This window comes from Mesorhizobium sp. W067 (assembly GCF_054719525.1).
This window is the reverse complement of the sequence record NZ_JBTTII010000001.1, coordinates 4556442-4578858: the sequence shown is the minus strand read 5'-3', so window position 1 is coordinate 4578858 and position 22417 is coordinate 4556442. Positions and strand designations below refer to the sequence as shown.

At 64.2% G+C, this 22417-nt stretch carries 19 protein-coding genes; 10 read left to right on the top strand and 9 right to left on the bottom strand.

From position 1 onward, the window contains the following. Position 1: 1 nt before the first annotated feature. The 7 genes from ACYG97_RS22305 to ACYG97_RS22275 all read right to left on the bottom strand — a co-directional run bounded on the left by ACYG97_RS22305 (position 2) and on the right by ACYG97_RS22275 (position 9011). The gene (locus ACYG97_RS22305) at positions 2-1243 is read right to left on the bottom strand and encodes an MFS transporter (protein ID WP_023670472.1); all 1242 of its coding nucleotides are present in this window, start codon (positions 1241-1243) and stop codon (positions 2-4) included. Between the two features lie 158 nt (positions 1244-1401). After that, a complete protein-coding gene (locus tag ACYG97_RS22300; RefSeq protein WP_023732915.1) occupies positions 1402-2502 on the bottom strand; it encodes an aminotransferase class I/II-fold pyridoxal phosphate-dependent enzyme in 1101 nt (366 codons plus the stop codon). 133 nt (positions 2503-2635) lie between these two features. Further along, positions 2636-3100, bottom strand: a complete 465-nt coding sequence (locus ACYG97_RS22295; RefSeq protein ID WP_023687743.1) for a Ros/MucR family transcriptional regulator — start codon at positions 3098-3100, stop codon at positions 2636-2638. A 214-nt stretch (positions 3101-3314) separates the two neighbouring features. Next, a complete protein-coding gene (locus tag ACYG97_RS22290; RefSeq protein ID WP_023670469.1) occupies positions 3315-4019 on the bottom strand; it encodes an ROK family protein in 705 nt (234 codons plus the stop codon). A 119-nt stretch (positions 4020-4138) separates the two neighbouring features. Beyond that, complete coding sequence (zwf, locus tag ACYG97_RS22285; protein ID WP_023687745.1) at positions 4139-5512, bottom strand: glucose-6-phosphate dehydrogenase; 1374 nt, start codon at positions 5510-5512, stop codon at positions 4139-4141. Positions 5513-5535: 23 nt separating this feature from the next. Beyond that, a complete protein-coding gene (gene gnd / locus ACYG97_RS22280; RefSeq protein ID WP_023704997.1) occupies positions 5536-6549 on the bottom strand; it encodes a phosphogluconate dehydrogenase (NAD(+)-dependent, decarboxylating) in 1014 nt (337 codons plus the stop codon). 41 nt (positions 6550-6590) lie between these two features. Further along, complete coding sequence (locus ACYG97_RS22275; RefSeq protein ID WP_031261995.1) at positions 6591-9011, bottom strand: glucan 1,4-alpha-glucosidase; 2421 nt, start codon at positions 9009-9011, stop codon at positions 6591-6593. A gap of 204 nt (positions 9012-9215) precedes the next feature. Here ACYG97_RS22275 and ACYG97_RS22270 point away from each other — a divergent pair, with 204 nt between their 5' ends. From ACYG97_RS22270 to ACYG97_RS22235, 8 genes are all read left to right on the top strand, one after another. Beyond that, on the top strand, positions 9216-10229 hold the full coding sequence (locus ACYG97_RS22270) for an ABC transporter substrate-binding protein (RefSeq protein WP_023732917.1): 1014 nt from the start codon (positions 9216-9218) through the stop codon (positions 10227-10229). A 48-nt stretch (positions 10230-10277) separates the two neighbouring features. Next, the gene (locus tag ACYG97_RS22265) at positions 10278-11795 is read left to right on the top strand and encodes a sugar ABC transporter ATP-binding protein (protein ID WP_023732918.1); all 1518 of its coding nucleotides are present in this window, start codon (positions 10278-10280) and stop codon (positions 11793-11795) included. Between the two features lies 1 nt (position 11796). Continuing rightward, a complete protein-coding gene (locus ACYG97_RS22260; protein ID WP_023694460.1) occupies positions 11797-12768 on the top strand; it encodes an ABC transporter permease in 972 nt (323 codons plus the stop codon). Positions 12769-12770: 2 nt separating this feature from the next. Continuing rightward, the gene (locus ACYG97_RS22255; RefSeq protein WP_023694459.1) at positions 12771-13718 is read left to right on the top strand and encodes an ABC transporter permease; all 948 of its coding nucleotides are present in this window, start codon (positions 12771-12773) and stop codon (positions 13716-13718) included. A gap of 128 nt (positions 13719-13846) precedes the next feature. Then, positions 13847-14872: a BMP family protein gene (locus ACYG97_RS22250; RefSeq protein ID WP_023732919.1), complete on the top strand. Its 1026-nt coding sequence runs from the start codon at positions 13847-13849 to the stop codon at positions 14870-14872. 174 nt (positions 14873-15046) lie between these two features. Then, entirely contained in the window at positions 15047-16561 is a 1515-nt protein-coding gene (locus ACYG97_RS22245) for an ABC transporter ATP-binding protein (RefSeq protein WP_023732920.1), read from the top strand. A gap of 282 nt (positions 16562-16843) precedes the next feature. Beyond that, on the top strand, positions 16844-17899 hold the full coding sequence (locus ACYG97_RS22240; protein WP_023694456.1) for an ABC transporter permease: 1056 nt from the start codon (positions 16844-16846) through the stop codon (positions 17897-17899). Further along, positions 17896-18840, top strand: coding sequence for an ABC transporter permease (locus tag ACYG97_RS22235; protein WP_023732921.1), 945 nt, complete (start codon positions 17896-17898; stop codon positions 18838-18840). The genes ACYG97_RS22240 and ACYG97_RS22235 overlap by 4 nt, the downstream gene beginning before the upstream one ends. Before the next feature lie 210 nt (positions 18841-19050). Here ACYG97_RS22235 and ACYG97_RS22230 read toward each other — a convergent pair whose 3' ends face one another. After that, positions 19051-19818, bottom strand: a complete 768-nt coding sequence (locus tag ACYG97_RS22230) for an SDR family NAD(P)-dependent oxidoreductase (RefSeq protein WP_023686096.1) — start codon at positions 19816-19818, stop codon at positions 19051-19053. Between the two features lie 232 nt (positions 19819-20050). Between ACYG97_RS22230 and ACYG97_RS22225 the strand changes: the two genes are divergently transcribed. Beyond that, complete coding sequence (locus ACYG97_RS22225) at positions 20051-20206, top strand: hypothetical protein (RefSeq protein ID WP_023670454.1); 156 nt, start codon at positions 20051-20053, stop codon at positions 20204-20206. Positions 20207-20376: 170 nt separating this feature from the next. Continuing rightward, positions 20377-21336: an LLM class flavin-dependent oxidoreductase gene (locus ACYG97_RS22220; RefSeq protein ID WP_023732922.1), complete on the top strand. Its 960-nt coding sequence runs from the start codon at positions 20377-20379 to the stop codon at positions 21334-21336. Positions 21337-21531: 195 nt separating this feature from the next. On the opposite strand, the gene ACYG97_RS22215 is transcribed toward ACYG97_RS22220, so the two are convergent. Next, positions 21532-22200, bottom strand: coding sequence for a cysteine hydrolase family protein (locus ACYG97_RS22215; RefSeq protein ID WP_023686098.1), 669 nt, complete (start codon positions 22198-22200; stop codon positions 21532-21534). Positions 22201-22417 lie beyond the last annotated feature (217 nt).

Sequence of the window (22417 nt, the reverse complement as noted above, 5' to 3'; positions counted from 1 at the left end):
ATCAGTTGCGGCTGTTGAGATGCCGCACCCTTCGCAGTTGCGGAAACAGCACCGCCCACAGTCCGGCGACGGCAATCGCACCGACGCCGCCGATCACCACCGCCGGCACGGTGCCGATCAGCGCCGCCATGGTGCCGGCGCGGAACTCGCCGACTTCGTTGGAGGCGCCGACGAAGACCTGGTTGACGGCGTTGACGCGGCCGCGCACCTCGTCGGGTGTCCACAGCTGGATCAGCGTCTCCCTGATATAGACGCTGAACATGTCGGTGGCGCCGAGGCCGGCAAGGGCCAGGATCGACAGCCAGGTGATGGTCGAGACGCCGAACAGCACGGTGAAGGCGCCGAACCCGGCGACGAAGCCGAGCATGATCTTGCCGGCACTGTCGCGCAGCGGATGCCCGGCAAGCCAGACCGCGACACAGATGGCGCCGATGCCGGGCGCCGAGCGCAGCAGGCCGAGGCCCCACGGGCCGAGTTCCAGAATATCGCGGGCATAGACCGGCAGCAGCGCCGAGGCACCGGACAGAAGCACGGCGAAGAGGTCGAGCGAGATGGCGCCCAGGACGATCTTCTCGCTCCAGATGTATCGGAAGCCGGCAAACAGCGTCTCCATCGTCGGCTTGTCGGTGGCGCTCTGCTGGGCCGGTTTCGGAATGGTGAAGATCAGCAGACCGGCCACCAGCATCAGCACGGAGGCAACGGCGTAAGCGGCTTCGGCCGAGACGCCATAGAGCAGGCCGCCGGCGACCGGGCCGACAATGGTCGCCGTTTGCCAGGCGGACGAGTTCCAGGCGATCGCATTGCCGAAATCTTCCGGCGGAACAAGGTTGGCGAACAGCGACGACGAGGCCGGCCCATAAAAAGCGCGCGCCAGGCCGAACATAGCCAGCACGATGAAGATCGGCAGCGGGCTGACGAGACCGCGCAGCGTGAAGTACAACAGGACAAGCGCACAACCTGCCTCGACTACCGTCGCCAGCGCCATGATCAGGCGGCGGCCGAAACGGTCGGCGACAACGCCGGTGACCAGCACCAGCAGCAGCGACGGCAGGAACTGGACGATGCCGACAATGCCGAGATCGAAGGGATCGCGCGTCAGATCATAGATCTGCCAGCCGACGGCGACGGACACGATCATGGTGGCGAAGGTGGTCAGGAAACGCGCCGCCCAATAGCTCAGGAAGGAGCGATGGCGGAAGGCGGCGTAACGCCGGTCAGGCGGTGTATGGGAATGGGATGTCATGGATACAGGCCCCGTTGCTTGCATTGGCCGGCGGGGCACTTCCCGGAAATGGGCGCTGTTCCGGCCAATGAAACTTATCAAAGTTCGGGGCGCGTATGCGTGAAAATCGGGCCTGGATCAAGCGGTTTTCCAGCCGCTCGCCCGATTGCACGCGGACGTTACTGCCTCAGCGCGGCGGTGATGGCGTCGAGGCCGCCCTGTAATTCCGCCTCTTTCGGCCAGCCGAAACCGACGCGGAAGAAGCGCTTGGGCATATCGAACCAGTGGCCGGGACCGACATAGGTGCCGTGGTTTTCCAAGAGATTGACGTAGAAACGGTCGAGGTCGAAGTCTGGAATGACATTGAGCCTTGGAAATCCGACGACGCCGCCTTGTGGCCGCACCCAGTCGACCAGCGGCTCGCGGTCGATCCAGTCTTGCACGATGTCGCGGCGTTTCGCCATCTCGGGCAGCAGCGCGCCCAAGAAAGCGTCGCGGCGCCCCAGCATGCCGCGCGCAATGCCTTCGTCGATGACGCTGCCGCAAATGCCGATCTGCTCCTTGGCGGCGAGGAAGCGCTCCTGCAGTTCGGCATCGCTGGTGATCAGCCAGCCAATGCGGATGCCGGGAATGCCGAAGGCTTTCGACAGCGACGAGACGCTGATCGCTTTGGGGCTGAGAGAAGCCGCCGCCGGCAGGCGCTGTCCATAGGAGAGGTCGCGATAGGTCTCGTCGACCAGCAGATGGCAGCCGCTCGCTTCGGCCAGCGCAATCAGCGCGTCGAGATCGGCCCGGCCCATCATCGTGCCGGTCGGGTTGTGCGGGCAGGTGACGCTGATCAGCTTGGTGTTCGGTTGCATGCTGGCGGCGACGCGGCCGAAATCGATGGCAAAGCCTGCGTCGAAATCGAGATCGACATAGGAGATGGCGCAGCCGATCGCCTTGGGGGTCTCGATGTTGGTGGCGTAGTTCGGCCGGACGACGACAAGGTGGTCGCGCTCCGACAGAAGCGAGGTCGAAATGATGAAGAGCGCGCCCGCCGCACCGGCGGTCACAAGAACATCGTCAGCGGAGATGCCTTTGTCTTGCGCCGCGATCAGCGCCCGCAACTCCTTGTCGCCGCGATGCTCGCCGTAGAACAGCGTGAGATCCGGCAGCGACAGGCCGACGTCGGAGAGTTTCTGATCGGCGATCGAGCTTTCGGAGAGATTGAACCGAATGCGATCGTAGCCGTATTCCTCCGGCGCCTCTTTCTCGATCACCATTCTGGCGTAGTTCATCGCTGCTCCCCCAAAGCAATCTCTGTGGTGTATCCAAGCCACAAAAGCACGAAGCCTGCCAAGGCTCATTCGCCGGCAGGCTTCTGTTCCAGTCGTCCAAACGATTGGCTCAGGGCCGAGGCGCTGATCCCACTCAGGCCGGAACTTTGGCCTTCCGACCCTTGGCTTTCGCCGGCGCGGCCACTGCAGCCTTGCGGCCGAGGCCGATCGACTTGGCCAGCTCGGAGCGCGACGCCGCGTAGTTGGGGGCAACCATCGGATAGTCGGCCGGCAGGCCCCATTTGGTACGATAGGCTTCCGGCGTCAGGTTGAAATGGACGCCGAGATGGCGCTTCAGCGATTTGAATTTTTTGCCGTCTTCGAGGCAGATGATGTAATCCGGCGTCACCGACCGCTTGGGATTGACAGCCGGGATCTGCGGCGCCGCCACTGGGGCCGGCGGCTGGCTGAGTCCGCCGATCGACGCCGCAACGCTGGCGATGAGATCGCTCAGGCCGGCAACGGGCAAGCGGTTCTTCTCGACGTAAGCGGACACGATATGGGCGGTAAGCTCGAGCAGGTCGATGTCCTTGTCAGAGTCGTTGCTGTCGTCGGCCAATTTATCTCTCCGTCGCTAGGGGGGTGGCGGAAACTCCCAGAGTGGTCCCAGCGGAGCCGGAAATCCGCTCTAGTCATTTGTCTTGCCGCATATGTGCGGTTGCGCCAGATGATTCCATCCGGTGCCACCGATCTAATCGCCAAATCTGCGTAACGCAATGACTTCGTATCGCGCCACACGTCATTTTGAACAACTATACTGAATTTTAATACTATCAGACGATGAGCGCCTTGTCGCGCCATAGTCGAAAACCGCCTTCGAAAGCGCGCGTATTGTCGCCGCGCCTGGATGTGGCGGGCAATTCATCCAGTCTGTCGACATTGCCGCCGCCGATGACGACATAATCCGGCTGCAGCGCCGCACGCAGCCGCCCGACGACGTCGAAAACGTATTTGCGCCATTTTTTCTTGCCGTATTTCTCCAGGCCGCGCTCGCCGACATAATCTTCGAAACTGCCGCCCTTGCGGTACGGCAGATGCGCCAGTTCCATTGGCTGGCCGACATTGTTGAGGATCATCGCCGCGCCCAGGCCGGTGCCGAGGCCGAGGAACAGCATGCGCCCGCCATCGTAGCTGCCGATCGCCTGCAGCAGCGCGTCGTTGACGACCTTGACCGGCTTGCCGAAGGCGGCAGCAAAATCGTAGCCGTCCCAGCCCTTGCCGAGATTGGCGGGATCGAGCGAAGGCCTGTTGTGCCTGACCGGGCCGGGATAGCCCATCGAGATCAGGTCATAGGCCAGCCCTTCGGCCAGCGTCTTCACCGTGGCGACCATCTGCTGCGGCGTCAGGTCCGGTCCGGAATCGGCGCGGCGCATCTCGCCGCCTGCGCTGGTGAGGATTTTCACATGCGAGCCGCCGACATCGATCGTCAGCACGATCGGTTCGGCCTTGGCCTTCGCGGGCCTGGCTGCCTTGGCCATGTCGTTTCCTCCGCTCACTTGGCGCATTCCCGCGTTTCAGGAAAACGGGGGAATGCTCCAACTCTTTGTTTTTACCCAATTTCGGACGGAAAGACCGCTCGCACTTTTCCTGGAATTGCTCAACTCGGATTGATCCAGCCGTTGGGCGGCCCGAAGCTGGCCATGGCGTCGGCAGGCCCCCAGGTCTTCGGCTCATACATATGCGGCGGCGTGGTGTCGCCCAGCACCGGGCCGACGATGCGCCAGGCAAGCTCGCTGGCATCCTGGCGGGTGAACAATTGGCCATTGCCGTTCATGGCATCGCCGATCAGCCGCTCATAGGGCGGCATGTCGCCCTTCGAATCGTCCAGCGCGGTGAGCTCGACCTGCTCGCCGACCATGTCGTCGCCGGGCGCCTTGCGCTGCGCGCCGATCGAGATCGCCACCTGCGGGTCGATGCGGAAGCGCACGTAATTGGCGTCGCTGGGCTTGATCGGATCGAAGACGTCGAGCGGCGGCCGCTTCAGCCGCACGATCACTTCGGTCACATGCACCGGCATGTTCTTGCCGGTGCGGATGAAGAAGGGCACGTCCTGCCAGCGCCAGGTGTCGACCATGAAGCGCACCGCGGCAAAGGTTTCGACCGGCGAGTTCGGCTTCACGCCGGGTTCAGCGAGGTAGCCGGTGAACTGGCCGCGCACGACGTCGTCCTTGGTCAGCGTGCGGATGGCGCGCAGCACCTGCACCTTCTCGTCGATCAGATCGTCGGCCGAGCGGCCGACCGGCGGTTCCATGGCGAGCAGCAAAAGGATGTTGAGCAGATGGTTCTCGATCACGTCGCGGATAGCGCCGACATCGTCATAGAATTTGCCACGGCCTTCGACGCCGAAGTCCTCGGCCATGGTGATCTGTACGCTTTCGACGAAGTTGCGGTTCCAGATCGGCTCGAGAAAGGAATTGGCAAAGCGGAAATAGAGCAGGTTCTGGATCGCCTCCTTGCCGAGATAGTGGTCGATGCGGAAGATCGACTGCTCTTCGAACACCAGATGCAGCACGCGGTTCAGCCAGCGCGCCGATTGGAGATCGTGGCCGAACGGCTTTTCCACCATCAGCCGCGCGCCATGCGCGGTACCGGATTGCTCCAGCCCCTGGACGACGGTCTCGAACATGGTCGGCGGCACCGCCATATAGTGCAGAGGCCGCTGCGCCGAGCCGAGCGCCGTCTTCAGCTTCTCGAAGGTCGCGCCGTCGCGGTAGTCGCCGCTGACATAGCGCAGCAGACTGGCGAATTTGGCGAAGATCTTTTCGTCGATCTTGCCGAGAGCGTTGACGATGCCGTCGCGTGCCCTCGCCTGCAATTGGTTGATGTCCCAGGCATCGAAGGCGACGCCGATCACCGGCTCGGTCAGCGTCCCCTTGGCTACCATCTGGTAGAGGGCCGGAAATATCTTCTTGTGGGCAAGGTCGCCGGTTGCTCCGAAGAGCACCAGCGTGTCGGACCGTTCCGGGCTCATCTTGCGCGTCTCCCCTGCGGCCTTCACTTGCCGGCCTTCGGCTTTTCGACATGGCCGCCAAAGGCATAGCGCATGGCCGACAGCAGCTTGTCGGCGAATTCGGATTCGCCCTGCGAGGAGAAGCGGTCGAACAAAGCCGAGGACAGAACCGGCGCCGGCACGCCGGTGTCGATCGCCGCCTTCAGCGTCCAGCGGCCTTCGCCGGAATCGGAGACGCGGCCGCCGAACTGGGCCAATGCCGGGTCGCTCTTCAGAGCGCCGGCGGTGAGGTCGAGCAGCCAGGAGCCGATCACACTGCCATGGCGCCAGACCTCGGCCACCTGCGGCAGGTCGATGTCGAACTGATAGTATTGCGGGTTTTCCAAAGGGCTGGTCTCGGCGTCCGCCGTGCGCTGTCTTTTGCCGGCATTGGCCGATTTCAGGATGTTCATGCCTTCGGCGTAGGCGGCCATGACGCCATATTCGATGCCGTTGTGGATCATCTTGACGAAATGGCCGGCGCCGCTCGGTCCGCAATGCAGGTAGCCAAAGGGTGCGGTCCCGCCCGCCTTGTCGGGCGTGGCGCCGGCATCGGCGCCGGGCGCCAGCGTGGCGAAGATCGGATCGAGGTGTTTGACCGCCGTATCGGGGCCGCCGATCATCAGGCAATAGCCGCGCTCCAAGCCCCAAACGCCGCCGCTGGTGCCGACATCGACATAGTGCAGGCCCTTGGCCGCAAGCTCGGCCGCCTGGTCGACAGCGTCGTGATAATAGGAATTGCCGCCGTCGATAATGATGTCGCCGGGCTCCATCAATGCTGCCACCTGGTCGGCGATCTTGCCGGTGATCGCCGCCGGCAGCATCAGCCAGGCGCTGCGCGGCTTGGAAAGCTTGCCGACGAACGCCTCCATGGAGGCGGCGCCGATGGCGCCATCGGCAACCAGGGCGGCAACGCTTGCCGGGTTGATGTCGTAGACGACGCATTCATGGCCGTCGCGCATCAGGCGGCGCACCATGTTGGCGCCCATCCTGCCCAGTCCCATCATTCCGATCTGCATGGTCTTGTCCTAGTCGCTTGAGGAAAGAAATTGCTGGCGAGTTAGTTCTCAATGCCGACGGTGAAGTCGACATTCTCCCAACGGTCGCCGTCGGGCCAGAAAAAAGTGAAGACGATCGTATTACCTCGCGGAATATCGGTCACCGGCAGATCCGCCATATGGACGCCAAAGACATTCACGGACGTGTTGATTTCATGGCTGGTCTGCCACTGGTCGCCGCTCCAGTGGATCAGCGCCGGCTGCAGCAGTTCAACCCGCAGCGTCTTGCCGGCTTCCAGGGTGCGCAGCCTGTTGTTGAAGCGCCATATCCTCAGCGGCGAGCCGGTCTTGTCCCTGACATAGCGCTTGACGCCTTGCGGCGGCATGTCGAAGACGGCGCCGTCGCGGAGCGAGCGCAACAGCTTGATGTGTTCCGAATGCGCCCAGACCAGCGGCATGGCGCTGCCCGACGGCCTGCCCAGCCACAATTCGCGCTCCGGTATGTCGGCGCCGTCCCAGACCTGTTCCGGCAGCAGACCGCCCACACCAGCCGAAGCCTCGAATGTCCTGAGCAGGCTTGCCGCCCTGTCCTTGTTACCGGCGGCCAGCTCGTAGTGGGCGCGTTCGCCGGCCAGCAACGGCCAGGGTCGGCCCTGGCCGTTGCCGTCGAAGGGGGCGCCGTCGGCGTGTTCGCCATACCCGTCGCTGGTGTAGCGGTACCATAGAGGCCCTTGCGGCAGGTCGCAGCGCAGTTGCGCGTCGATGATCTTGACCGTGCCGACGATGCGCGGATCGTCCGCGGCCCTGAGGCCGAAGCGGACCAGCGCCAGCGCGTCCGGGCTGACAATCGCTTCGGCCGGCTTGTCGGTATCGCCCGGCGGACGGTTCTTGATCGGTACGAAGCCGTCCTTCGGCGATGCGGCGCCTGAAGCGTCGGCCGGTGCGATGCGGATGTAGTACCCGTCGACGCCAGCCTCGTGGCACTCCGGTGTGCCGCTGACATAGGTCCAGCGCTCGATCTGGTCGTTCCAGCAATCTGCGACCTCGCGCAAATAGTTAGCCGGCTCGGGTTTGCCGTTGACGTCGAACAGATCGGCGGCGCCAAGCAGTGCCGATATTTCGACGGCGAGCGTGAATGGGCTGTAGCCCGCGTCCTCTTCCCAGCGGTCCTGCCCGGTGACGGGGCCATTGCGCACGATATAGGACGCTGCTTTCTCGACCATCGGCATGAAGGCGGCGAGCTTTGCGCGCGGCAGGTGGCCGGCGCGGTGCAGCGCATCGGCAAGCAGCAGCGGGAAGGCGCATTCGTCCATCTGGATGCCCGGCCAATAGAGCGAGCCGTCGAGCCACACATTTTGTGGCCAGTGGCCGTCCGGCTGCTGGATGGAACGGAGATAGGCGAGGATCTCAAGCGCCTGCGCCGGATCGCCGGCGGCGAGGAAGCCGCCCGCAGTTTCGACGAGGTCGCGCGGCCAGACCAGATGATATCCGCCAAGGTCGTCGTCGCCCTTGCTGAACCCCCAGGGGATCGACAGGCTGGCGACGGCCGCATCGGGCCTCGCCAGCGACAGGTGTGTCGCCAGCACCGCTGTGCTGACGCGGTAGGTGTTGAGGCCGGATGCATCATGGTGGTCGAGCGCCGTCAGGCCTGCCTGCCATTTCCGCCATTTCGCGACATAGACCTTTGCCGCCGGCTCAAAACCGCGTTTCAGGCTGGCGGCGGCGTTTTCGGCCGCTTCATCCGGCGTTGCCCCAAACCCAAGCGCAAGCAAGGCTTTGCTGTTGCGTAAGGAAAAGCCGATCTCGCCGGTCAGCGCGACATTGCCGTCCTCCGCCCTTTGGCAGGCCGGATCGAGCCGGCCGGCGCGGCTGAGTTGCTGCCAGCCGTCGGAAAAGCCTGCATAGCCGGCCGAGCAATCACCCCAGGGCAGCGAGGATGCAAGCGCCAGGCAGGTGCCGCGCCCGGACGCGAACAGCATCGGCCTCCCCTTGTGCTCGTCGGTCCAGGCGGTGTTGCCCATGCCGGCACTGACCAGATGCGGCGCCAGCAGGGCGTAGACGCGGTAGTCCGTGGCCACGCCCTCGAGTGCCGTGAAGCTGGTTTCCTGCAGCAAGGCCGGGCGCGCCGGATCCGCCAGGATGCGCTTTTCGATCTGGTAACGCGCCGTCGCGTTGACCAGCCGGTAGGCGGGCACGCCGTCCTCGAACGGCTCGATGGCATGCGTGGCGTCACGCTTCTCCTCGGAGAACCAGCCGCCGGGACCGGTGACCAGCAGTCCCATGTCGCGCGTGCAGGCGCTGTCGAGGCCGGGATAATAGACCTCGTTTACGATGCCATGGCTGAGCGTGAACCAGACGCGGCTCGCCGGCGAAAGCGCGGCACCTACGCCGCTCTTGGCGCTTGACGTCCAGCGCGCCGGAATTCCGGGGGCGCCCATTCTTTTGGGTGCACTGGGGGGAAGGGTCGGCGGCATCGCTGCCATGCATGGTCTCCTGGACCCTTCCCTAGACCAGCACGCGAAGGCTTTTCAACCGCCGCACCTGAAGTTGATCGTCCAAGCGTGATCGATCGCAGTTGACAAGCGGGCGTATCTGAATTTGTCTGACAATAGATAAAAAACAGGCAGACAACGCCAAAACCATCTGCAACAGTCGGCGGGGCCGACAATCCATGGGAGGATTATGACATGAAGACACTGCTCGTCCTGAGCGCTCTGGCGGCGATGCTCGCCTCGGGCACGGCGCTTGCCGACACCAGCGGCAAGAAGATCGCCTTCTCCAACAATTACGCCGGCAATTCGTGGCGCCAGGCGATGCTCGACAGCTACGGCATCGTCACCAAGAAGGCGGTGGAGGATAAGATCGTCGGCGCCGCCGACATCTTCACCACCGCCGACAAGGAAGTGCCGACCCAGGCTGCCCAGGTGCAGAACCTGATCCTGCAGGGTTATGACGCCATCGTCATCAATGCCGCATCGCCGGATGCGCTGAACGGCGCCATCAAGCAGGCCTGCGATGCCGGCATCGTCGTCGTCTCCTTCGACGGGACCGTCACCGAACCTTGCGCCTACCGCGTCGTCGTCGACTTCAAGGACATGGGCAAGCAGGAAGTCGAGCAGATGGCCAAGTTCCAGCCCAAGGGCGGCAATTTGCTGGAAATCCGCGGCCTTGCCGGCACCTCGATCGACGATGCCATCCATGCCGGTATCTTGGAAGGCGTCGCCGCCCATCCCGAGTTCAAGATCGTCGGTTCGGTGACCGGCGACTGGGACCAGACGACGGCGCAGAAGGCGGTCGCGACGATCCTGCCTTCGTTGCCCGACATCGTCGGCATCGTCGACCAGGGCGGTGACGGTTATGGCGCGGCACAAGCCTTTGCCGCCGCAGGCAAGCCGCGTCCGACCATCATCATGGGCAACCGCCAGGACGAGCTGAAATGGTGGAAGGAGCAGAAGGACAAGGATGGCTACCTGACCTGGTCGGCCTCGATCGCGCCCGGCGTGTCGTCGCTGGCCTTCTGGGTGGCGCAGCAGGTGCTCGACGGCCGCACCGACATTCCGCATGACCTTTTGGTGCCGTATCTCGCCTTTACCCAGGACAATTTCGAGACCGAGCTGCCGAAAATCAAGGAGGGCGGCGTCGCCACCCACGAATACAGCCAGCAAGACGCAATCGCGGCGATCAAAGCCAATATCAAGTGATGCATTGCATTCATTGCCAGCGGCATGACCGACCGGATATCGTTGAGCATGCCTGAGGCCAATACGGACATCATCAGACTGGGCGGCGCCGAAAAACATTTCGGCGCCGCCCATTTGGACATCATCAGGCTTAACGGCGCCGAAAAACATTTCGGCGCCGTTCGGGCGCTTAACGGCGTCGACTTCCATGTTGTATCAGGCGAATGCGTCGGGCTGGTCGGCCACAACGGAGCCGGCAAATCGACGCTGATGCATATGGTGGCCGGTACGCTGCAGCCCGATGGCGGTGAGATCGCGGTGCGTGGCAATGCCGAAACCGACTACTCGGTAGCGCGCGCGCTGAAACTCGGCATACGCTGCGTGTTCCAGGAACTGTCGCTCTGCCCTAACCTCAGTATCGCGGAGAATACGCGCATCAACCATCCGGCGCTCACCGGCTTCGGCTGGCGACGCAAGGCGGCTGCTCTCATTGCCGCCAAGCTGGACGAAATCTTTCCGGATCACGGCATCTCGGCAGACGACATTGCCGGCGATCTCTCCATCGGCCGGCGGCAGATGGTCGAGGTGGCGCGCGCCTTCACGGTGACGCGCGATCCGCTCGACTTGGTCATTCTCGACGAGCCGACCTCTTCGCTGGACGCGCATACTGCGGGCCAGCTGCTTGCCTTCGTGCGCCGTTTCGTAGCCACCGGGGGCAGCTGCATCCTGATCTCGCATGTGCTGGGCGAGGTGCTGCAGAATGCCGACCGCATCGTGGTCATGCGCGACGGCAAGGTGGTCGCCACGGACGTTGCAAAAGCGTTCGACCGCGACCGGCTGGTGGCCACCATGGGCGGCGCGGAAGCGCGCGAGAAGATCGCGGCGGAGATCGCCGCCAGGCCGGCGGCGGGCCCGCTCAGGGTGCGGGCGCGGCCCGAGCGGCAGCAGGACGGCAAGGAGCTTGTCGCTCGCGCCGGCGAGATCATCGGGCTTGCCGGGCTTGCCGGCCATGGCCAGACCGACCTGTTGCTGGCGATCTTTGCCGCCGCGACGCGTAGAAGGCTTGATATCGAGGTGACCGCCCCGGTGGCGCTGGTGGCCGGAGACCGCCAATCGGACGGCATTTTCCCGCAATGGTCTATTGCCGAAAACATCGGCATCCGCTCGCTGGCGCGGCTGCGCAAAGGGTTGCTGATCTCGCCGCAGCGCGAGGCCGAGCTTGCCGAGTTCTGGAAGCAGAAGATCGGCATCCGCACGCCTGACATGACCAACAACATCTTCTCGCTGTCCGGCGGCAACCAGCAGAAGGCGCTGTTTGCCCGCGCACTGGGTTCCGATGCGCAGATCGTGCTGATGGACGATCCGATGCGCGGCGTGGACATCGGCACCAAGCTCGAGGTCTACGATCTCGTGCGCGAGGAGGCGGCCAAGGGCCGGACCTTCCTCTGGTACACCACCGAGACCGAAGAGCTCGACAATTGCGACCACATCCATGTCTTCAAGAACGGCCGCATCGTCGCCAATCTCACGCGCGACGAGCTGACCGAGGAAAAGATCATCCAGTCCTCATTCGGCGACGCGGCCTGAGATGACGGCAGTCGCTCCCGGCCCTACGTCCTCGCCGCGCAGCAGCGCGGCCCGCGCGCGCCTGCTGCGCAGCCTGTTGCCGGCGCTGTCGCTGGCGCTGGTGGTTATCGCCATCGCCTGGCTCAACCCACGCGCCATCAGCTATTTCGGCTTCAGCCTGATGTTGAACCTCGCTATTCCGATCGCGCTGGCGACGATCGCCCAGATGTTCGTCATCGCCGGCAATGAGCTCGATCTGTCGATCGGCACCTTTGTCGGCTTTGTCGGCTGCGTCACCGCGACCTGGCTGAAGGACGCGCCGCTGCTCGGCGTGATCATCCTGCTCGGCTCCATAGGCGTTTATGCGCTGCTCGGCGCACTGATCCATCTGCGCAATCTGCCGTCGATCGTGGTGACGCTGGGCATGAGCTTCGTCTGGCAGGGGCTTGCCATTCTGGTGCTGCCCAAGCCCGGTGGCAAGGCGCCGGACTGGCTCTTGTCGCTGATGGCCTTCAAGCCGCCCTTCATTCCGTTCCCTATCATCGCCGCGCTGGCGATCGCAGCGGTGGTGCATTTTGGGCTGATGCGCACCTCCTATGGCGTCATCCTGCGGGGATCCGGCGGCAATCCGGCGGCGCTCAGGCGCGCTGGCTGGTCGCTGCTTCGAACCAAGATCGTGCTGTTTGCGCTGACCGGCCTATTCGGCGTTCTGTCCGGCATGGCGCTGATCGGCATCACCACCTCGGCCGACGCCAATATCGGCAATGGCTACACGCTGCTGGCGATCGCCGGCGTCATTCTCGGCGGCGGCGAGTTCGTCGGCGGCCGGGTGTCGCCGATCGGCGCCGTGCTCGGCGCGCTGACACTGGCGCTGGCGGCATCGCCTCTGCTCACCTTCATGCACATTCCGCCGGATTGGCAGGTCGCCGCCAACGGCGCCATCCTGATCATCGTGCTGGCAGCCCGCGTCCTGATCAGCCGCAGGGAGAGGTAGCGATGACGCTGGTTAAATCGCTGGCCGCCAAACCCTGGATATGGTCGTTCATCGGCGCGATGTTCGTCTGGCTGGCGACCATCGCTTTCACCGGCGGCTATGGCGGCGGTGGCATGGTCACGGCGGCACTGTCGCTGGCGGTGTTCACCGTCATCGTCGGAGTCGGCCAAATGTTCGTCATCACGCTCGGGCCAGGCAATGTCGACCTGTCGCTGCCGGCCAATATCGGGCTCGCCAGTGCCGTCGCCATGAAGGTCATGGGCGGCAGCGATTCCATGATCGTGGTCGGGCTGCTCGCCGCGCTCGCCTGCGGCGCCGCCATCGGTGCCGTCAACTATCTCCTGATCTGGGCGCTGAGGATCCCGCCGATCATCGCCACTCTGTCGGCCAGCTTCATCATCCAGTCGATCGACATCAGCTATGGGCGTGGCCTGCAGATCAAGCCGCCGCCCGGCTTTGCCGATTTTGCCAACTGGCAAATCCTGGGCATTCCAGTGCTGGCGATCCTTACCGTATTGTTCAGCATCGGTGCGGCCATCGCCTTGCAGCGCATGATCTATGGCCGCTCGGTGCTGGCGATCGGCCAGAACATCCGCGCCGCGTGGCTTGCCGGCGTCAATGTCGGCCGCACCCGCTTCCTGACTTACACGCTGTCGGGCGCGCTCGGCGGCATGGATGGGGCGCTGCTCGCCGGCTATTTCCGCGGCGCCAATGTCGATATCGGCAACGAGTACCTGCTGGCCTCGATCGCCGTCGTCGTCATCGGCGGCACCTCGGTCGCCGGTGGCAAGGCCAATGTTCCCGGTGTCTGGGGCGCGGCGCTGTTCCTGGTACTGCTTCTGACCATGCTCAACACGTTCGGCGTCAGCGCCGGCGTTCGGCTGTTGCTGACCGGGCTGATCATCGTCGGCGTCATCACCGTAGCCGGCGGCGAGAAGGCGCTGCGCTAAAAGGCGTGAGCCCGGCAGCAGTCCCGCTAAATTTGACCATGTGGACAAAAGTCCGCACCCGTTCCATAGTTCCGCGTCTGATTTCGGAACAGCCGGCTCGACACGGCTGTCAAACAGAGGGGCACTAGATGGAAAACCGGAAAAACAAATCGCAATCGACCGGCCTGTCGCGGCGCGACGTGCTGGAACTCGGCGCACTTGGCCTGGCCGCAGCCATGCTGCCGGGTGCAGCCTTCGCCAAGGACAAGAAGCTGAAGGTGGCGGCGATCTTCGCCACGCCGATCGAGGAGCCGTGGGACAACCAGATCCACGTCGCCCTGCAGAAGGCCGAGAAGGAACTCGGCATCGAATACAAATGGTCGGAAAAGGTGCAGACCGCCGATTTCAGCCGCGTCATGCGCGAATATGCGCAAGGCGGGTACCAGCTGGTGCTGGGCGACGCCTTCGCCGCCGAGCGTGAATCGCGCCGCACGGCAAAGCAGTTCCCGAAGACGGCATGGCTGTTCGGCTCGGGCGCCGGCCCGGCCGAGCCCAATTTCGGCGTCTTCGACAACTGGATCCACGAGCCGGCCTATCTGTCCGGCATGATCGCCGGCAAGATGTCGAAGTCGGGCACGATCGGCGCGGTGGCGGCCATGGGCATTCCGGAAGTGAACCGGCTGGTCAACGCCTTCTTTGCCGGCGCCAAGGAGGTCAATCCCAACATCAAGAAGAAGGTCGCCTTCATTGGCTCGTTCTTCGATCCGCCCAAGGCCAAGGAAGCGGCGGTCGCCCAGATCGATGCCGGCGTCGATGTCATCTATGCCGAGCGCTTCGGCGTCATCGAGGCGGCGGTGGATAAGAAGATCCTCGCCATCTCCAACATGTCCGACCAGTCGAGCCTCGGCCCCGACACGGTCATAACCGGGCCGGTCTGGGACATGTACCCGACGGTCGAGCAGGCGATCAAGCTGGTCAAGGCCGGTGTCTTCACCGCGCAGGATTATGGCGATTTCTCGCGCATGGCCAAGGGCGGGTCGTTCCTGGCGCCCTACCATAAATTCGACAAGACGCTGCCGGCGGATGTGAAGGATCTGGTCGAGAAGAAGAAGGCCGGGATCCTGGAAGGCAATTTCCGGGTGGATGTGGATGAGAACACGCCGGTTTCGGATTAGCTCGGCGCACCCCCTCCCCTTGAGGGGAGGGTGGCCCGCAGGGCCGGGTGGGGTCCTCCGCGAAGTGCTCCATCCTGCTAAGTCATGGGTTGAGGCAGTTGAGGTGACCCCACCCGCCTCGCTTCGCTCGGCACCCTCCCCTCGAGGGGGAGGGGTATCTCCGCAGGAGCATCCTTGTCCGCCCCTCTCATCGAAATGCGCGGCATCACCAAGAGCTTCGGCGCCGTCAAGGCGAATGAGGCTGTCGATCTAAGCGTCGCCCCAGGTGAGATCCTCGGCCTGCTGGGCGAAAACGGCGCCGGCAAGACGACGCTGATGAATGTGCTGTTCGGCGCCTATGCGCCGGATGCCGGCGAAATTCTTATCCAGGGCAAGACCGTGCGGATCACCAGTTCGGCCGATGCGCTGGCCGCCGGCATCGGCATGGTGCACCAGCATTTTCATTTGGCGCCAAGGCTGACGGTCCTGGAAAACCTTCTGATTGGCATTCCCGGCAAATCCGGCCGCATCGACCGCGCCGGCGGACTTGCCCGGTTGTCCGACATCAGCCGTCAGCATGGGCTGACGCTGGACCCCAACCTGCCTGTCTCCGCGCTGTCGGTCGGCGAGCAGCAGCGGCTCGAAATCGTCAAGGCGCTGTTTCGCGGCGCCAGGCTGTTAATCCTCGACGAGCCGACGGCGGTGTTGGCGCCGAGCGAGGTCGACGGGCTGTTTTCGGCGCTGCGCTCGATGGCGGCGCAGGGGCTCGGCATCATCTTCATCTCGCATAAATTGAACGAGGTGCGGGCGCTCACCCATCGCTGCACCGTATTGCGGCACGGCCGCGTCGCCGGCCGTGTCGACGATCCGGCGAACACGACATCGGCAGAAATGGCGCAGCTGATGTGCGGCCATGAGATCGTGCCGCCGGCAAGAGGACCTTCGACCCCAGGCGCGGCGGTGCTGACGCTCGACGGTATTTCCACCTCACGGCATTCGGGGACGCCGCTGCGCGATGTATCGCTTGCCGTTCGCGCGGGCGAAATCCTCGGCATTGCCGGGGTCTCCGGCAATGGCCAGCGGGCGCTGGCCGAGGTGATTTCCGGCACGCGCGCGCCCGACGCCGGCGCGATGACGATAGCCGGCAAACCTGTTACGCGGTTCTCGCCGCGCGAGGTGCAGGCGCTCGGCCTTGGCCGCATCCCGGAAGACCGTATGACGACCGGGCTGGTCACCAATCTGCCGCTCGCCGATTCCATGGTGTTGCCGCGCATTGGTACTGCGGCTTTCAGCAGCCGGGGCCTGCTCAAGCCAGATGCGATCCGCGCCTTCGCCGAAGAACAGATCAAGGCCTATGACATCAGGTGCCCCGGGCCGATGACCCGCGCCGGCGCGCTGTCGGGCGGCAATCTGCAGAAGGCGCTGCTGGCGCGCGAACTGGCTTTCGACCCGAAGGTGCTGATCGTCTCGCAGCCGACGCGCGGCCTCGACATCGGTGCCGCCCGCTTCATCCACGAAAAATTCCTCGACATGCGACGTGCCAAGGGCTGCGGGATCATCGTCATCGGCGAGGATCTCGAAGAGCTGCTGGTGCTCTGCGACCGCATCGCGGTGATGTATGAGGGCCGCATCGCCGGCACGCTGGACAGCGCCGATGCGACCATCGCGCGGCTTGGGCTGCTGATGACCGGGGCGGAGGGCAGAGCCTAGATGGACTTTCTCACTCGGTTCCTCGCAGAAACCTCAAATAATACTGCCCGCTTTTGGCTGACTTTAAGCGTCAGCGCTGCCCCTCACCTGCCTGCCGGCATCCTCTCCCCGTATAGAGACGGAGAGAGGGGCTCTCACCCATGGTTTCGCCAATCGCCACAGCTGCAAGAGGGGAGTTGCCATAGGGCCCAGATCCCTTCTCCCCGTGTCTATACGGGGAGAGGATGCCGGCAGGCGGATGAGGGGCGGCGCGACCGTCTGGGCGGCGGAGGGGCATAGCTGATGTTCCGCCTCGAAGCCCGCAGTTCCACCCCCGCCTGGTTCAATCTCGCTTTGCCGCTGCTGGCCATCGGCGCCACGCTTGCCCTGTGCAGCGGCCTCATCGCGCTGGCCGGCGCCGGCCTGCTTGAGGCCTATGGCGTGATGCTGTCGGCCTCGTTCGGCGACAGCTATGCCATCACCGAAACGCTGGTGCGCGCCGCCCCGATGATCTTCACCGGGCTGGCTGTGGCCGTCGCCTTCCGGGCCAAATTCTGGAACATCGGCGCCGAGGGCCAATTGCTGGCCGGCGCCGTGGCCAGCTGCTTCGTCGGCGCCATCCCGATGCCGGGCGCGCTGGCGATCCTGTCGATGGCGCTGGCGGGCGCTGCTGCCGGTGCCGCGGTAGCGCTGGTGCCCGCGACGCTCAGGGTCAAATTCAAGGTGGATGACGTCGTCAGCTCGCTGCTGCTCAACTCGGTCATCTACTATGCGCTGATGGCGCTGATCGAGGGGCCGTGGAAGGACTCGTTCAGCGGCTATCCGATCTCGCCGCCGATCGAGGATTCGGCGAATTTTCCGGTGCTGCTCGAAGGCACAAGGCTGCATCTGGGTGTCATCGCCGCGTTGATCGGGGCCCCGTTGATCTGGTTCCTGATCGTGCGCACCACGCTCGGCTTCCGGATCAGGGTCACCGGCGAAAGCCCGGAAGCCGCCCGCTATGGCGGCATACATGTCGAGCGGGTGCTGATCTCGACGGCGCTGCTGTCGGGCGCGCTGGCCGGGCTTGCCGGCGTCGGCGAGGTCGGCGGCGTGCATTTCCAGGTGATGAGCGACATTTCGCCGGGCTATGGCTATTCCGGCATCGTCGTTGCCATGCTGGCCAGGCTCAATCCGCTCGGCGTCGTACCGGCGGCGATCTTCCTGGCCGCCGTGATGACCGGCGCCGAAGCGATGTCGCGCGCCACCGGCGTACCGGCGTTCCTCAGCGATGTCATCCAGGGCACGGCGCTGCTCGCCATGCTGGTGGCGCTGCTGTTCACGGCCTATCGCATCCGCCGCGTCGGTGCCGCCTTATGAGCGCGGTGTTCGAACAGATCTTTCAGGTCGGCTTCCTCGCCGCCATTATCCGCATCGCCACGCCGCTGGCATTTGCCACGCTGGGCGAGATGTTCTCCGAGCGGGCCGGCGTGCTCAATCTCGGTATCGAAGGCATCATGCTGCTCTGCGCGATGACCGGCTTCACCGCCGCCAGCCTCAGCGGCAGCCTGTGGCTCGGCGTGCTGGCCGCGGTGTTGACCGGCATGGCGATGAGCGCGCTGCATGCGCTGTTCACGGTGGCGCTCGGCCTCAGCCAGCATGTCTGCGGCATCGGCGTTACTTTGTTCTCGTCCGGCCTTGCCTATTTCCTCTACCGTCTGACCTTCGGCCAGCAATCGGTGCCGCCCAGCATCAAGGGTTTTCAGACGGTGCCGATCCCGCTGCTGTCGGATATTCCGGTTCTGGGGTCAGCGGTTTTCAACCAGTTTGCGCTGGTCTACTTGGCAATCATTGCCATCCCGCTCGCTGCTTTCGTGCTCTACCGCACGCCTTGGGGGCTGTCGGTGCGGATGGTCGGCGAGAACCCGCGCGCCGCTGATTCCGCTGGGGTCAGCATCATCGCCACGCGCTTCCAGGCGGTCATCCTCGGCGGTGCGCTGATGGGGCTTGCGGGCGCCTTCCTCACCATGGCACAGTTCAACGCCTTCACCTTTGGTGTGGTGTCGGGCCGTGGCTGGGTGGCGATCGCGCTGGTCGTGTTCGGCCGCTGGGACCCGTGGCGCTCTGCGGGCGCGGCGCTGCTGTTCGCCTTCGTCGATGCGCTACAATTGCGCATGCAGGCGAGCGGCCTCGGGCATATTCCCTATGAGGCGTTCTTGATGCTGCCCTTCATTTTCACCATCGTCGCGATGGCCGTGATGTCACGCAACGCGGTTGCGCCGTCGGCGCTGCTGAAGCCGTTTCGACGAGAAGAGCGGTAAGGCGAGTAGGACTTGGCGCCCTTCCTCTCCCTCCGGGGGAAGAGGTGGCGCTGCGAAGCAGCGACGGAGCGGGGAACCACCTCGCCACTGTTGCCAACGGGTGCGCATGAATCTTCCTTGCGCCAAGGGTCGACCCCCACTCCGTCGAGTTGCGCTCGACACCTCTCCCCCGATCGACGGGGGAGAGGAAGGGCGCCAAGCCTGGGATACTCACATCGCCGTAAAACCATTATCGACAAACAGATGCGTGCCATTGACGAAGCTGGACTCATCGCTGGCGAGGTACAGCGCTGCCTTGGCCACTTCCTCCGGCTCACCGATGCGGCCCTGCTGTGCGGCCAATGCGGCGTCCGACACGTCGACGCCGAGCTTGCCGAGATCGGCGACCTCGCGCAGGCCGTGCGGCGTGCGGATGAAGCCGGGACAGACGGCGTTGCAGCGTATGTTGCGGTCGCGGAATTCGACTGCGATGGCGCGCGCGAACATGTGGCAGGCGCCCTTGGTGGTGTCGTAGAGCACCTCCATGGGTGTGGCCGCCACAGCCGAGATCGACGAGGTGCAGACGATCGAACCGCCACCGGCAGCGATCATGCCCGGCAACACGGCGCGCGTCATCAGGAACATCGAGCGGACATTGACCGCATGCAGCCAGTCCCATTCCTGCACTGTCGTCTCCAGGAACGGCTTTATCACGATGGTGCCGGCATGGTTGAACAACACCGTGGCCGGGCCGAGCCTGGCAGTCGCCGCCTTCACTGCGGCCTCGACCTGCGCCTCGTCCGAGACGTCGGCCACCCAGTGTTCGGCGATATGTCCCCGCGCGCGTATCGCCGCCGCAGTGGCTGCCGCCGCCTCGCCATTGCGGTCGATGATCGCCACCTTGGCGCCTTCGGCGGCGAACAATTCCGAGGCCGCTCCGCCCATTCCGGTCGCGCCGCCCGAGATGATTGCAATTTTGCCGGCTAGTCTTGTACCCATGTTCTGTTCCCGTTCCCGATCGAAATGATCCGCATTTATGCCGGAATGGCGATGCTATCGCCTATGCAGACGTCGGCCAAGCTTGTCGCTCGCTTGTCGCCAGCAGGGGTCCCCCAGCAATCCAAAACCAAATAATAAGGCATACTGAGAAAATCGTTCTACATATCGCCAAAAAATAGCACTCGACAAAGTCTACTGATTTTATAGATTAATCCGCAAGACGGAGGTCGATATGTCCTATATCCAGAACGCCGAGACGGACCGCACCAGCCAGAGGCTGGCCAATAGCCAGGCTTTCCGCCCGGCCTATGCCGGCGCCTTCGCCTATCTCGTCTTTGCCCTTGCGTTCGTGTTCACCGGGGCAGTCGTGCTCGGCTTGATTCCCTGACCCGTTCAGGCCGAAGGGTGGCGACCTATCGCTTTCAGTGAGTGACCGGAGTTGATGAACCGAATGCGGATGCGCTTTGGCGCTGACCGCTTGTTTTTACGCATGTCGTCGTCTCAAAAACCGGGGCCACTTTTGGGCGACATACATCCAACGTGATGGAGGAGATGGCAATGCCGATCGAGTTCACGCATGTTCCCGGTAAAACGCATGCCGCCGACGCCGGTTCGGCCGTTCCGTTCTTCTATGATTTCGTCGAGACGGCGACAAAGCTGTCGCTGATCGAGGATTCCGGCTTCCAGAACATCGTCGTCGACGACCCGGCCGGGCTGTTGACCAATATGGACATCGCCGCCCAGGCGCTGGACCGCACCTCGTCGCTGGAAGTGGTGCTGACGCACTGGGCCGGCGTGATCGCGCCTGCGGTTGCGGCGCGGCAACTGGCGGCGCTCGACGCCAGGAGCGGCGGCCGGCTGGCGCTGAGGATGCTGAGCGAGCCGCTGGATGACGACGATGCCGAGACGCGTCCGGTCGGCCACACCGTGGTCTGGCAGCGCATCGACGAATATCTGGTGCTGCTGAAGCGGCTGTGGTCGAACGACCGGCCCTTCGACCATGAAGGTGCGTTCTACAGCATCAAGGGTGGCTATGTGCCGCGCAAGGGGCCGCATGGCGTCGATATCACCATCCGCATGGGTGGCCAGTCCGGCACGGCGCTGAAGGTCGCCGGCCGCCATGCCGACGTCTTCGAGCTGGCGCCTGGTTCGCCCGACGAGATCCGCCAGCTGATGGAACGGGCGCGCAGCGCCGCCGCCGAGCATGGCCGCGCCGGCAAGCTGCGTTTTGCGCTTCCGGTCCGGGTCCGCTCGGAGGGTGGCGCCTCTACCGTCGGACACAAGGCGGTCGAACTTTCCGGACCACCGGCGCAGATCGCCCTGTCGCTGCTGTCCTATGCGGCGCTGGGCATCAGCGAGTTCATGATCGTTGGCGTCGACAGGCCGCGCGAGATCGCCGGCGTCGGCCGCGAGACGATCGCGCTCTTGCGTAATTCGCTGGCACGCCGTGAGGCGGAGGTGCCGCAGCCCGGCGCGTTTGCCTCGCGGGGCGGGTCGGATATTCACGCAGCTGGGTAGCGAGATCGCGATCGGGAACGCCGGCGGGGACAGCACCCCCCTCTGTCCTGCCGGACATCTCCCCCTCAAAGGGGAAGATTGGCAGCTTGAGCGCCGGCTCTCAAAGTTGGTAATTGGCGAAAGCCGACGTGATGTCTGATCGCCCTCCTTGCGGGGGATGCCCGGCAGGGCAGAGGGGTGCTGTCCCGCCAGCGTCTAATCACCACTCAGCACTGCCAGCGCCTCCAACACCGCGTCAGATTCCGTCAGCGTACCAAATACCCCGTCCTCCACCGTCACCATATGCAGCGCCGCGTCATGCGCGTATTGGTCGCCGCTGGCGCAGGCATCGGCGATGGTCAGGCACTGGAAATTGCGGTCGCAGGCCTCGCGCAGCGTCGTGTGCACGCAGACATCGGTCGTGCAGCCGGAAAAGATCAGATGGGTGATGCCGCGTGCGCGCAGCACAAGTTCCAGGTCGGTGTAGGTGAAGGCGCTGTTGCAGGTCTTGTCGACGATGATGTCGTGCGGCGCGACGTCGATGTCGGCGACGATCTGAAAGCCGGGGCCGGAGCGCAGCAGCACGTCGGTGCCTTCGAGACCCGCCCGCTTGCGGCGCCATCTCTCGTACGGCGTCATGTCGGCCATGTCGCCGCGATATCCCTGCCTGGTGTGAATGATGGTGAGGCCGGCCGCGCGTGCCGCTGATATCAGTCGGTTGACTGTCGGCAGGATGGCGCGCAGCGGCGCGGGGTCATAACCCTTCCTGGCGAAATAGCCGGTCGGCGAGAGGAAATCCTCCTGCAGGTCGATGACCAGCAACGCGGTGTTTGCCGGCACCAGCCGGCCGTCATAGGGGAAATCGAACGGTATCGCCTTGATCATCGCAGCCTGCCTCAATTGCTGCCCGGTATCGTGGCCCAGCAACCCTGCGGCCGTCCATCCCTCAGTGCGACGACACCAGGTAGACCGACGCCAGGACGATGTGCCGCTGAGACATCGCGCCGATAATCGTTGGCCAAAAAAGCCATCTTGTTTGTTGACTAGTAAACTCATGTTTTATAGTCAAGCAGGGCACTCGGCCGCCTGAATTGTTTCCAGC